Origin of the sequence: Streptomyces flaveolus, assembly GCF_000716535.1 — a bacterium.
GTDB classification, from domain to species: domain Bacteria; phylum Actinomycetota; class Actinomycetes; order Streptomycetales; family Streptomycetaceae; genus Streptomyces; species Streptomyces flaveolus_A.
This window is the reverse complement of the sequence record NZ_JNWV01000020.1, coordinates 17,014-29,652: the sequence shown is the minus strand read 5'-3', so window position 1 is coordinate 29,652 and position 12,639 is coordinate 17,014. Positions and strand designations below refer to the sequence as shown.

General features: G+C 72.4%; 9 protein-coding genes. 8 read left to right on the top strand and 1 reads right to left on the bottom strand.

Going from position 1 to position 12,639, the window contains the following annotated elements:
• Positions 1–73 precede the first annotated feature (73 nt).
• The 8 genes from OO52_RS21770 to OO52_RS21735 all read left to right on the top strand — a co-directional run bounded on the left by OO52_RS21770 (position 74) and on the right by OO52_RS21735 (position 11,055).
• Positions 74–1,972, top strand: a complete 1,899-nt coding sequence (locus OO52_RS21770) for a hypothetical protein (protein ID WP_030645332.1) — start codon at positions 74–76, stop codon at positions 1,970–1,972.
• 206 nt (positions 1,973–2,178) lie between these two features.
• The gene (locus OO52_RS21765; protein ID WP_030645330.1) at positions 2,179–3,021 is read left to right on the top strand and encodes a nitrilase-related carbon-nitrogen hydrolase; all 843 of its coding nucleotides are present in this window, start codon (positions 2,179–2,181) and stop codon (positions 3,019–3,021) included.
• Positions 3,018–4,301: an aspartate aminotransferase family protein gene (locus OO52_RS21760; RefSeq protein WP_030645325.1), complete on the top strand. Its 1,284-nt coding sequence runs from the start codon at positions 3,018–3,020 to the stop codon at positions 4,299–4,301. Before OO52_RS21765 ends, OO52_RS21760 begins: the two co-directional genes overlap by 4 nt.
• A 17-nt stretch (positions 4,302–4,318) precedes the next feature.
• A complete protein-coding gene (locus OO52_RS21755; protein WP_030645323.1) occupies positions 4,319–5,884 on the top strand; it encodes a PucR family transcriptional regulator in 1,566 nt (521 codons plus the stop codon).
• A gap of 155 nt (positions 5,885–6,039) precedes the next feature.
• Positions 6,040–6,882: a nitrilase-related carbon-nitrogen hydrolase gene (locus OO52_RS21750; RefSeq protein ID WP_030645321.1), complete on the top strand. Its 843-nt coding sequence runs from the start codon at positions 6,040–6,042 to the stop codon at positions 6,880–6,882.
• Between the two features lie 103 nt (positions 6,883–6,985).
• Positions 6,986–8,380 (top strand): dihydropyrimidinase, encoded by a 1,395-nt coding sequence (hydA, locus tag OO52_RS21745; protein WP_030645319.1) that lies wholly within the window; start codon positions 6,986–6,988, stop codon positions 8,378–8,380.
• An 11-nt stretch (positions 8,381–8,391) separates the two neighbouring features.
• Positions 8,392–9,411, top strand: coding sequence for a TIGR03842 family LLM class F420-dependent oxidoreductase (locus OO52_RS21740; RefSeq protein WP_030645317.1), 1,020 nt, complete (start codon positions 8,392–8,394; stop codon positions 9,409–9,411).
• A 120-nt stretch (positions 9,412–9,531) separates the two neighbouring features.
• Positions 9,532–11,055, top strand: coding sequence for an NCS1 family nucleobase:cation symporter-1 (locus tag OO52_RS21735; protein ID WP_030645315.1), 1,524 nt, complete (start codon positions 9,532–9,534; stop codon positions 11,053–11,055).
• An 842-nt stretch (positions 11,056–11,897) separates the two neighbouring features.
• Here the strand turns inward: OO52_RS21735 and OO52_RS21730 are convergent.
• Positions 11,898–12,566, bottom strand: a complete 669-nt coding sequence (locus OO52_RS21730; protein WP_030645313.1) for a hypothetical protein — start codon at positions 12,564–12,566, stop codon at positions 11,898–11,900.
• Between the last annotated feature and the right edge of the window lie 73 nt (positions 12,567–12,639).

Sequence of the window (12,639 nt, the reverse complement as noted above, 5' to 3'; positions counted from 1 at the left end):
CGTAGCAGGCCCGTAACACGACTGGTGTTGCCTACCCGGACGAAAGTGCTGGCGGTCGGGCGGGAGCTGGACGATGGCGGTGGATCAACTCCCCGGTCGGGTACGGGAGTTCGCGAGCTACCTGGACGCTCTGCTGGCGCGCCTCGATCCGCGCGGCGGCTGGAACGGGGTCTTCTGGCAGCGGGACCCCGAGGGCATGCGCGCCTGCCTGGACGGGCGTGAGGTGCCGCCGTGGGACGTGGCGGAGGCGCTGCTGGAGGATCTCGGCGCGCTGTACGGACCGGCCGCCGCCGGGGCCGAGCGGGAACGGGCCCGCGCGCTGCACGCCGCCGCGGTCACCGCGTACGACGCCCGGCCCGGCGCCCGGGACGCCCTGGCCGACCGGCTCGACGTCATGCTCCGCGAGCAGCGGTACGCCGCGGAACGCCACGCCGGACTGAGCCGCCGGCTGTCCACGCCGGTCCCCGAGGACCAGGCCGACGCCCTCCGGCTCGACCTGGCCTGGGCCCACGACGACCACACCCGCGCCACGTCTCGCTGCGCGGAACTCCGCACTCGCTTGGAGGCGCTGGACCGGCGGACGGCTTCCGGTGGAGGCGACGTGGACGGGGGCTCGCGTCCGGGCGGGGGGCCGGGTGCCGGGGGAGTCTCCGGTGCCCGCGAGGGCGTGGGTGGGCTGGGCTGGTGGTCGGGTGCCCGTGAGGACGTGGGTGTGCCGGGCGGTGAGTCGGATGCCGGGGGAGTCTCCGGTGCCCACGAAAGTCTGGATGCGCAGGGCGGGTGGGGCGCTTCCGCAGAGGACGGCGCGGGCGCCGGGCGGAGCGTCCGGGTTCGGCCTGCCGGCGTTCCGGACGCCCGGGGCGGGCGGGGCGCGCAGGCCAGTCAGCACGGTCAGCCCTCCCCGTCCGGCCAGGCGTCCCAGCCCCACCAACCCGGCCGGCCCCCCGAGCCCTCCCAAGCCGCGCAGCCCGGACCCGCCCCCGATGCCGCGCCCGCGTCTCACGTCGCCGTAGGCCCTACCCGGGCCGTTCCGGCCACGGCTCCCCGTCCCCGAGGCGCGGTGGCCCCCGACGAGGCCCGCCGCGGCGTCGTACTGCCCGCCTCGGCCTCCTGGGCGACCGCTCCTGACGTGTCCGCTTCGCAGGCCGACGGCGACGGTGGCGGTGCCGGTGTCGAAGCCGGAGGTCCCTTCTTGCCGGGCGCCACGCCCTCGCCCCTCGGCTCGCCCCCCGCCACCCCCACCCCCAAACCACGCAAACGTCGCCGTGGCAGTGCCCGCTTCGCCGGGGTCGTCGATGTCGAGGAGGCCGCACCCGTCGTCGTACCGCGGGGCTCCGGGGGTGTCGGGGCGGACGGCGGGCCGCAGGCGCCGCGGGGGGCCCGGTTCGCCGGGGCCGGCGAGGCGGCGCGGCCTTCGGTGCCGGACGGCGCGGCCGTGGACGAGGGGGCCCGGGAGGCCGTCGACGGGGTCGTCGGGCGGCTGGCGCGGTTGCGGGGTGAGGGGCGGAGCGGGGAGGCGCACGTGGTGCTGGTGGAGGCCGCGCGGTGGCCCGTGGGCCGGCTGCCGCTGCTCGCGGACGCCCTGCACCGGGCCGGGCTCGCCGCCGACTGGGCCACGCTGCTGTGGGAGGCCGCCGCGCTGCCCGCCGAGCGGCTGGTCCCCGCCGCCGACGCGCTCGCCGCGGCCGGCCGGGACGGCGACGGCCGGCAACTGCTGCGGCAGGGTGCGGCCCGGCCGGCGGAGCAGATCGGCGCGGCCGTGCTGCGGATGGAGGACGAGGGCAGGCGCCGGGAGGTGCGGGCCCTGCTGGACGCCTACGTGCGCGTCCGTACCCCCGAGGAGGCCGCCCGGTGCGTCGCCGCCGACCCCGCAATCCTGGTCCCGCTGCTGCTGGAGGCCGCGCTCGGCGTCTCCGACGAGCGGCACTGGGACGTCGTGCACGCACTGCGTTTCGCCGGGTACACCACGTGACGGGACGCAGTGGGTAGTGTCCTGGTGTGTCACGATCCGCTCCCTCGGGCCGGGCCGCCGGCTCACCCACAGGGGTGCGAATCGTGATCGACTCAGCGGGTTGACGGCGATGGTCTTGGCAAGGGCCGCGCGGAGGCTTACTTTCGTCCCTCTACGGCCTGCTCTACGGGCGTAGAGGCTCTGACGTCGTGTCGAAGGAGCAGCTCATGACCAACGTCGTCCGCGCCGCTCTGGTCCAGGCCACCTGGACCGGCGACACCGAGTCCATGGTCGCGAAGCACGAGGAGCACGCCCGCGAGGCGGCCCGCCGGGGCGCGCGGATCATCGGGTTCCAGGAGGTCTTCAACGCCCCCTACTTCTGCCAGGTCCAGGAACCGGAGCACTACCGCTGGGCCGAGCCGGTGCCCGACGGGCCGACGGTCCGCCGGATGCGGGAGCTGGCGCGCGAGACCGGCATGGTGATCGTCGTCCCGGTCTTCGAGGTCGAACAGTCCGGCTTCTACTACAACACCGCCGCCGTGATCGACGCCGACGGCACCTACCTCGGCAAGTACCGCAAGCACCACATCCCGCAGGTCAAGGGCTTCTGGGAGAAGTACTACTTCAAGCCCGGCAACCTGGGCTGGCCCGTCTTCGACACCGCGGTCGGCAAGGTCGGCGTCTACATCTGCTACGACCGGCACTTCCCGGAGGGCTGGCGGCAACTCGGCTTGAACGGCGCCCAGTTGGTCTACAACCCGTCCGCCACCCACCGGGGCCTGTCCGCCTACCTGTGGCAGCTCGAGCAGCCCGCCGCGGCCGTCGCCAACGAGTACTTCATCGCCGCCATCAACCGGGTCGGGCAGGAGGAGTACGGCGACAACGACTTCTACGGGACGTCGTACTTCGTGGATCCACGCGGACAGTTCGTGGGCGAGGCCGCCAGCGACAAGAGTGAGGAACTCCTCGTCCGCGACCTGGACTTCGACCTCATCGAGGAAGTGCGGCGGCAGTGGGCCTTCTACCGCGACCGCCGCCCCGACGCCTACGAAGGGCTGGTGCAGCCGTGAACGACCTCTACTCCCGCCACCGCAGGGTCCTGCCCGACTGGCTCGCCCTGTACTACGACGACCCGATCGAGATCAGCCACGGCGAGGGACGCCACGTCTGGGACTCCGCCGGCCGACGCTACCTGGACTTCTTCGGCGGCATCCTGACCACGCTGACCGCGCACGCGCTGACCGAGGTGACCAAGGCGGTCAGCGAGCAGGCCGGCCGGATCATCCACTCCTCCACCCTCTACCTCAACCGGCCGATGGTCGAACTCGCCGAGCGCGTCGCCCAGGTGAGCGGCATCCCGGACGCCCGGGTGTTCTTCACGACCTCCGGCACCGAGGCCAACGACACCGCCCTGCTGCTCGCCACCACCTACCGGCGCAGCAACACCGTCCTCGCGATGCGGAACAGCTACCACGGCCGGTCCTTCAGCGCGATCGGCGTCACCGGCAACCGCGGCTGGTCCCCGACCTCCCTGTCCCCGCTGCAGACCCTGTACGTCCACGGCGGCGTCCGCACCCGGGGGCCGTTCGCCCACCTCGACGACCGCGCGTTCATCGACGCCTGCGTCGCCGACCTGAAGGACGTCCTCGGCCACACCCGGCCGCCGGCCGCGCTGATCGCCGAACCCGTCCAGGGCGTCGGCGGGTTCACCTCCCCGCCGGACAGCCTCTACGCCGCCTTCCGGGAGGTGCTGAAGGAGCACGGCGTCCTGTGGATCGCCGACGAGGTGCAGACCGGCTGGGGCCGCACCGGCGACCACTTCTGGGGCTGGCAGGCACACGCCCGCAGCGGCCCGCCGGACATCGTCACCTTCGCCAAGGGCATCGGCAACGGCATGTCCATCGGCGGGGTCATCGCCCGCTCCGAGATCATGAACTGCCTGGACGCCAACAGCATCTCCACCTTCGGCGGCACCCAGATCACCATGGCCGCCGGCCTCGCCAACCTCGCCTACCTCCTCGAACACGACCTCCAGGGCAACGCCCGGCGCGTCGGCGGCCTGCTCCTCGAGCGGCTGCGGGCGGTCGGCGCGCAGCTGCCCGGGGTGCGGGAGGTGCGCGGACGCGGGCTGATGATCGGCGTCGAGCTGGTCAGGCCCGGCACGGACGAGGCCGACCCGCAGGCCGTCGCCGCGGTACTGGAGGCGGCCCGGGAGGGCGGGCTGCTCCTCGGCAAGGGCGGCGGGCACGACACCAGCGCCCTGCGGATCAGCCCGCCGCTGTCGCTGACGGTCGCCGAGGCCGAGGAGGGCGCGGCGATCCTGGAACAGGCGCTGAGGAGCACGTACTAGAGAACAGGTGTACGGCCATGAGCATCACCTCGGAGTCCCGGCACAGTCCGGAACCCGCCCTCTCCGTGCGCCAGGTGCTGACCCTGGAGCGCGTGCTCGCCGGGGAACCCGAGGTGGTGGCCGGCGCCGCGCAGCTCGACCGGCCGGTGCGCTGGGTGCACGTCGCCGAGGCCGCCGACGTCGGCGTGATGCTCAGCGGCGGCGAGATGGTCCTCACCACCGGCGTGCTGCTCGCCGGGGACGAGGCCCGGCAGGCCGAGTACATCCAGTCCCTGCACCGGGCGGAGGCGGCGGCCGTCGTCCTCGGTCTCGGCCGGGCCTTCCCCACGCCGCCCGAGGTGATGCGCCGGGCCGCCGAGCGGTGCGGGCTTCCCATGGTCGTACTGCACCGGCCGTTCCCCTTCGCCGAGTTGACGGAGGAAGTGCAGTCCCGGCTCGTGCGGCGGAAGTTCGCCGCGATCAGCCTCTCGGAGACCGTGCGCACCGCCCTCACCGGGCTGATCACCGCCGGCGCGCCGCTGCAACGGCTGCTCGACGAGGTCGCCCGGCACAGCGGCTGCCCGGTCGTCGTCACCAACCTCGCCCACCGCGTCCTCGGCACGGCGGGGGAGCGGTCCGCGGTGGACGACGTACTGCGCGACTGGGAGCGGATCGCCCGTCAGGCCGGCGGCAGCGCCGGCGACGGCTGGATCCGCGCCGAGCTGGGCGGGGGCGGGGAACGGTGGGGCCGGCTGCTGCTGTGCGGCTACCGGGGCGACACGGCCACCGGGCGGCTGCTCGCCGACCGGGCCGCCGAGGCCCTGGTGCTGCACCGGATGCTCGGCGGCGCCTGCGCGCAGAGCTGGGAGGAGCAGTCCGCGCAGAGCCTGCTGACCGACCTGGTCTCCGGGGTCGTACCGGCCCGGCACCTGCTGCCGCGGGCCCGGGCGGCCGGGCTGCCGGTCAACCGGCGGACCTTCGTGCCGCTCGTCGTCCAAGGCCGCACACCGGACCAACTCGACCGGGTGCTGCGCCTGCTGGGGCTGCCCGGACTCGTCGCCGAACTCGCGGACGGCGCCGCCACCGTGCTGCTCAGCCTCGCCCGCGACCAGGACGCCGAGGCGCTCACCGCGCACTTCGCGACCCGGCTGCGCGCCGCGTCCCCGGCCGTGGTCGCCGCCGCCGGTCCCCGCACCGCGTGGGACGACGTGCCCGCCGGGCTGCGCGAGGCCCGGCACGTCGCCGACGCCGTCGCCGGCTCCTCCGCCGCCCTCGACCTGCCGGCCGTCGTCCGCCTCAAGGACGTCCATCTGCGCGGGCTGATCCGCCTGTTGCGCGACGACCCGCAGGTGCAGTCCTTCGCCGAGCGCGAGCTGGACGGACTGCTGTGCGACGCCGAACCGGAGCTGCTCAACGTCCTGCGGACCTATCTGGCGACGGGCCGCAACAAGTCCCGCACCGCCCAGCTCCACCATGTCTCCCGGCCGGCCCTCTACCGGCGCCTGGAGGCCATACAGACCCGCCTCGGCGTCGACCTGGACGACTTCGAACAGGCGGCCTCCGTGCACATCGCGCTCCTCGCGCATGACGCGCAACAGGGGTGAAACATGCGACGACCTGCGACAACGGCGGTGAAACATGGAACCGCGCACACGTGACACGGTGGCACGCCGACCGCCCGCGGACGTGACACGCTGCCCGTCGAACCGGCCGTCCGGGCTTCATACGCTCACCGCACACCGAGCTACCGGAGGTCCCGATGAGCCGAGTGATCCGAGCCGCCCTCTTCCAGACCGCCTGGACCGGCGACAAGGAGTCCATGATCCAGGTGCACGAGCAGGCGGCCCGCGACGCCGCCGCCCAGGGCGCCCAAGTCCTCTGCTTCCAGGAGCTGTTCTACGGCCCGTACTTCTGCCAGGTCCAGGACAAGGCGTTCTACGAGTACGCCGAACGGATCCCGGAGGGCCCGACCGTCCGGCGCTTCCAGGCCCTCGCCCGCGAGCTGGGAATCGTCCTGGTCCTGCCCATGTACGAGGAGGAGCAGCCGGGCGTCCTGTACAACACGGCCGCCGTGATCGACGCGGACGGCTCCTACCTCGGCAAGTACCGCAAGACCCACATCCCCCAGGTCCGGGGATTCTGGGAGAAGTTCTACTTCCGCCCCGGCAACAGCGGCTGGCCCGTCTTCGACACCGCGGCCGGCCGGATCGGCGTCTACATCTGCTACGACCGCCACTTCCCGGAGGGCTGGCGGGCGCTCGGCCTCGCCGGCGCCGAGATCGTCTTCAACCCGTCGGCCACCTCGCGCGGCCTGTCCCGCTACCTGTGGCAGCTGGAGCAGCCGGCGGCGGCCGTCGCCAACGAGTACTTCGTCGGCGCGATCAACCGGGTCGGCGTGGAGGACCTGGGCGACAACGACTTCTACGGCACCACCTACTTCGTGGACCCGGAGGCCCAGTTCGTCGGCGAGGTCGCGAGCGACAAGGAGACCGAACTGGTCGTCCGCGACCTGGACCTGGCCAAGCTGCGCGAGGTCCGCGACCGCTGGCAGTTCTACCGGGACCGCAACCCTGCGGCGTACGGGCCGCTGACGGCGCCGTAGGCGCGTCCCGAAGGGGCGCGGGGCCGCATCGACGTGCGGCTCCGCCGCGTGGGCGCGACCAGCCACAGACGACCCGCAGACGGCCACGAGAGAGAGGCACCCCATGACCACGCGCACCGTCATCCGCGGTGGCCTAGTCATCACCGCGTCCGACGAGATCCACGCCGACGTCCTCATCGAGGACACCCGCATCGCCGCCCTCGCCACGCCCGGCTCACAGAGCTGGAGCGCGGACCGCACGATCGACGCCACCGGGAAGTACGTCATCCCGGGCGGCGTCGACGCCCACACCCACATGGAGCTGCCGTTCGGCGGCACCTTCGCCTCCGACACCTTCGAGACCGGCACCCGGGCCGCCGCCTGGGGCGGTACGACGACCATCGTGGACTTCGCGGTGCAGAGCGTCGGCCACACCCTGCGCGAGGGACTGGACACCTGGCACGCCAAGGCGGAGGGCAACTGCGCGATCGACTACGCCTTCCACATGATCGTCTCCGATGTGAACCAGGAGACGCTCAAGGAGATGGACCTGCTGATCGAGGAGGGGGTCACCAGCTTCAAGCAGTTCATGGCCTACCCCGGGGTCTTCTACTCCGACGACGGGCAGATCCTGCGCGCCATGCAGCGCTCCGCCGAGAACGGCGGGCTGATCATGATGCACGCCGAGAACGGCATCGCCATCGACGTGCTGGTCGAGCAGGCGCTCGCCCGGGGCGAGACCGATCCGCGCTACCACGGCGAGGTGCGCAAGGCCCTGCTGGAGGCGGAGGCCACCCACCGGGCCATCAGGCTCGCCCAGGTGGCCGGCGCGCCCCTGTACGTCGTGCACGTCTCCGCCATGGAGGCCGTGGCCGAGCTGGCTCGGGCGCGCGACGAGGGGCTGAACGTCTTCGGCGAGACCTGCCCGCAGTACCTGTTCCTGTCCACCGACAACCTCGCCGAGCCGGACTTCGAGGGCGCGAAGTACGTGTGCAGCACGCCCCTCAGGCCGAAGGAGCACCAGGCCAGGCTGTGGCAGGGCCTGCGCACCAACGACCTCCAGGTCGTCTCCACCGACCACTGCCCCTTCTGCTTCACCGGCCAGAAGGAACTGGGCCGCGGCGACTTCTCCAAGATCCCCAACGGGCTTCCGGGCGTGGAGAACCGTATGGACCTGCTCCACCAGGCGGTCGTGGACGGGCACATCTCCCGCCGTCGCTGGATCGAGATCGCCTGTGCCACCCCGGCCCGGATGTTCGGCCTGTACCCGAAGAAGGGAACCATCACCCCGGGCGCCGACGCGGACGTCGTCGTCTACGACCCGCACGCCGAGCAGGTGATGTCCGCCGAGACCCACCACATGAACGTCGACTACTCGGCGTACGAGGGCAAGCGCGTCACCGGCCGCGTCGAGACGGTCCTGTCGCGCGGCGAACTCGTCATCGACCAGCGGGAGTACACCGGACGCGCCGGCCACGGCGTCTTCACCCCGCGCTCCACCTGTCAGTACCTCAACTAGGAGTGGCGCCCATGGACTTCGGACTCGTCCTCCAGACCGACCCGCCGGCCTCCCGGGTCATCAGCCTGATGAAACGGGCCGAGCGCAACGGCTTCCGCTACGGCTGGACCTTCGACTCCGCCGTGCTCTGGCAGGAACCGTTCGTGATCTACAGCCAGATCCTGGCGAACACGCAGAAGCTCAAGGTCGGTCCGATGGTCACCAACCCGGGCACCCGGACCTGGGAGGTCACCGCCTCCACCTTCGCCACCCTCAACGACATGTTCGGCAACCGCACCGTCTGCGGCATCGGCCGCGGCGACTCCGCGATGCGCGTCGCGGGCCGCAAACCCAACACGCTCGCCCGGATCAGCGAGGCCATGAAGGTCATCCGCGCCCTCGCCCGGGGCGAGGAGGCCGACCTCGGCGGTACGAAGATCCGCTTCCCGTGGATCAAGGAGGGCGCCGAACTCCCCGTCTGGATGGCCGCGTACGGACCGAAGGCGCTGAAGATGACCGGCGAGGAGGCCGACGGGTTCATCCTCCAGCTCGCCGACCTGTACCTGACCGAGTACATGGTGAAGGCCGTCAAGGACGCGGCGGTCGCGGCCGGCCGTGACCCGTCCGAGGTGACGATCTGCGTCGCCGCCCCCGCCTACGTCACCGAGGACGACTCTCCCGAGGCCCTGGCGCACGCCCGCGACCAGTGCCGCTGGTTCGGCGGCATGGTCGGCAACCACGTCGCCGACCTGGTCACCAGGTACGGCGAGCACTCCGCGCAGGTCCCCGAGGAACTCACCGACTACATCAAGGCCCGGCAGGGCTACGACTACGCCCACCACGGCCGCAGCGGCAACCCGGACACCGCGTTCGTGCCCGACGAGATCGTGGACCGGTTCTGCGTCATCGGCCCGGTCGAGAAGCACGTCGAGAAACTGACCGCGCTGCGCGCCCTGGGCGTCGACCAGTTCGCGGTGTACGACATGCACGACGCGCAGGAAGCCACCATCGAGGCCTACGGCCGGCACGTCATCCCCGCCGTCAACTCCTGACCCCGTCCACGCCTTCCTAGTCCCCCCACGCCCCTCTTGGTCTCCCCTCCCCGCCGCCTGGGGGAGGGGGCTGGTGCCCGCACGGCCATCCCGATCCCTCCCTCCCCGATTGGCCAGCCCATGACCGACACCGCTCCCACGGCCAGACCGATATCCGGCCAGGTCACCCTCCCCGACGGGCGCGTGGAACTCGCCCCCGGCACACCGCCGCCCAGCGGCCCCTACGCCAACCAGGACCTGCTCCCGGTCCCCGTGGCCGGACGCACCTGGACGACGTACAACTTCTCCGCCCTGTGGGTCGGCATGGCCCACAACACCGCCTCCTGGACCCTCGCCTCCGGGCTGATCGCGGTGGGCATGGACTGGAAGCAGGCGGTGTTCACCATCGCCCTGGCCAACCTGATCGTGCTGGTGCCGATGCTGCTGACCGGGCACGCGGGCCCCAAGTACGGCATCCCCTTCCCGGTCTTCGCCCGCGCCTCCTTCGGCGTGCGCGGCGCCAACCTGCCCGCGGTCGTACGGGCGTTGGTGGCGTGCGGCTGGTTCGGCATCCAGACCTGGATCGGCGGCGAGGCGATCTACTTCCTCGCCGGGAAGCTGATCGGCGACGGCTGGAAGAACGCCGGGCACATCGGCGGCCACGCCTGGACGATGTGGCTGTCCTTCGCGATCTTCTGGGTGATCCAGGTGGCCATCATCCACCGCGGCATGGAGACCATCCGCCGCTTCGAGAACTGGGCCGCGCCCTTCGTCCTCGTCGGCGCGTTCGTGATGCTGTGGTGGATGAGCAGCAAGGCCGGCGGTGTCGGTCCGCTCTTCGACCAGCCGTCCAAGCTCGGCTGGGGCGGCGACTTCTGGAAGCTGTTCTGGCCCTCCCTGATGGGCATGATCGGCTTCTGGTCGACGCTGTCGCTGAACATCCCGGACTTCACCCGCTACGGCAAGAGCCAGCGCGCGCAGACCTGGGGCCAGGCCCTCGGCCTGCCGACCACGATGACCCTGTTCGCGTTCCTGTCGGTGCTGGTCACCTCCGGCTCGCAGGCCGTGTACGGCGAACCCGTCTGGGACCCGGTGCAGCTCGCGGCGAAGACGGACAACGTGGTCGGTCTGCTGTACGCGCTCGTGACCGTCCTCGTGGCGACGCTGTCCGTGAACATCGCCGCCAACCTGGTGTCCCCGGCCTTCGACTTCTCCAACGTGGCGCCCCGGAAGGTGAGTTTCCGCACCGGAGCCCTGATCACCGCCGTCCTCGCCGTGCTGATCTGCCCGTGGAAGCTGTACTCCGACCCGCAGGGCTACATCTTCACCTGGCTCGGGCTGGTCGGCGGCCTGCTCGGCACGGTCGCCGGCATCCTCGTCGCCGACTACTGGCTGCTGCGCCGCACCCGCCTGGACCTCGGCGACCTGTACCGCCCGGGAGGCCGGTACTGGTACGCCGGCGGCTGGAACTGGCGGGCGGTCGTCGCCTTCCTGGCGGGCGGTGTCCTGGCGATCGGCGGCGCGAGCCTCAAGCCCTTGACCGACGGCCGCCCGATCCCCGCCCTGGCACCCCTCGCGGACTACGGCTGGGCGGTGGGCCTCGGCACCTCCGTGGTGCTGTACCTGACCCTCACCCTGGCCTCGGGGCGACGCGCCGACGGCTGAGCGGCCCGGCGTCATCACCGGGGCGCGGGGCTCGGTCAGTCGCCGGCCCGGGACAGCCGCACCGCGACCTCACCGGTGCCCGTCCTGACCAGCAGCCCCCCGCCCTCGGCGCGCCCCGGCTCCCCGCACACCAGGACGCGGACCCGCCGTCCTGACCCCGGAGCACGGACCCGGGCCCGGGCTGCTGGGGCCGGGCACCGGCGTACGACCCTCGCCCCGACCGGCGTTTGGGCTTCGGCCTCGTCACCGGTGCAGGGGCACGGCTTCGGTGTCGTCACCGACGTGCGGCGCTGGGGCTTCCGGTGCACCCCGTGTGGGCTTCGCCTTGTCACCGGCGCTCGTGCTTCGGCCTCGTCACCGGTGCACGGGCACGGCTTCGGTGTCGTCACCGGCGTGCGGCGCTCGGGCTTGGCTCCGGCCTCCGGGGCACCCCGTACGGGCTTCGCCTTGTCACCGGCGTGAGCTTCGGCCTCGTCACCGGCGTACGGGCACGGATTTGGCGTGGTCACCGGCGTGCGGTGCTCGGGCTTGGCTCCGGCCTCCGGGGCACCCCGTACGGGCTTCGCCTTGTCACCGGCGTTTGGGCTTCGGCCTCGTCACCGGTGCAGGGGCACGGCTTCGGTGTCGTCACCGGCGTCGGCGCTCGGGCTCGGCTCGGGCCTCCGGGGCACCCCGTGCGGGCTTCGCCTCGTCACCGGCGCTTGAGCTCCGGACTCGTCACCGGCGTGCGGGCACGGATTCGGCGCCGTCACCGGCACACGGCCACGGGTCCGGCCACCGGCGCGCGCACGGATTCGGCCTCGTCACCGGCGACGCGTCGAGCCCGCCGAGCAGCGTGTGGCTCAGCCCCGGCCGCCGCCCAGCGCGGCCACCGCGGACTTCGCCGCCTTGATCGCACCCTTGTTGATGACGTCCGTACCGGGGGCCTTCTTGCTCTCGAAGTCGCTCCCGTTGTAGGTGACGACGACGAGGGCGTTGGCGGCACGGGCCAACACGACGCCCTCACGGGTCTGTTGGCCGTCCTCCGTGGTGAGGTTCACGACGGAGTAGGCGCTGTCCCCGAGCCCGGGGACGACCCCGCCACCGCTCTTCTCGGCGACCCGCTGCTCGTACTCCTTCTTCGCCTCCTGCTCCGACTCGCTGATCTCGAACGACACGTCGAGCCAGCGGTAGTCGTACCCCTGGAGCGCGTTCCAGGAGCAGGTGCGGCGCAGTTCGGTGTCCGTGGACGGGATCTCCTTGCCGGCCGTCTTCGCCCCGGGCACAAGGGACTTGACGGTGCCCGCGGCCACGGCGGAGCAGGGGGCGGGCGCGGTGGTGTACGTCTTCGCCGCCGCGGTGGACGACGGGGCGGCGGCGGAGGACCCGGAGGGCGTCTTCTGGGCCGTCGGGTGCCCGGCGGAGGCCGGCGGCGCGGCCGGGCCGGACGTCAGCGCCCAGCCGGCACAGGCGAGCACCGCGACCGGCGTCAGACGCGCGGTGAGAGCGAGCGGCAGAGGAAGGGAACGCACAACGCACTTCTCGTGGGGGAGGGGGTGCGGAAGGGGTCCGCATGGTGGACGGGGACGACAGTGTCACACGACT

Bases quoted from the DNA above. Each gene is read 5' to 3' on its own strand.
- OO52_RS21765 (WP_030645330.1), top strand. From the start codon at position 2,179: ATGACCAACGTCGTCCGCGCCGCTCTGGTCCAGGCCACCTGGACCGGC.
- OO52_RS21770 (WP_030645332.1), top strand. From the start codon at position 74: ATGGCGGTGGATCAACTCCCCGGTCGGGTACGGGAGTTCGCGAGCTAC.
- OO52_RS21750 (WP_030645321.1), top strand. From the start codon at position 6,040: ATGAGCCGAGTGATCCGAGCCGCCCTCTTCCAGACCGCCTGGACCGGC.
- OO52_RS21755 (WP_030645323.1), top strand. From the start codon at position 4,319: ATGAGCATCACCTCGGAGTCCCGGCACAGTCCGGAACCCGCCCTCTCC.
- hydA (WP_030645319.1), top strand. From the start codon at position 6,986: ATGACCACGCGCACCGTCATCCGCGGTGGCCTAGTCATCACCGCGTCC.
- OO52_RS21735 (WP_030645315.1), top strand. From the start codon at position 9,532: ATGACCGACACCGCTCCCACGGCCAGACCGATATCCGGCCAGGTCACC.
- OO52_RS21740 (WP_030645317.1), top strand. From the start codon at position 8,392: ATGGACTTCGGACTCGTCCTCCAGACCGACCCGCCGGCCTCCCGGGTC.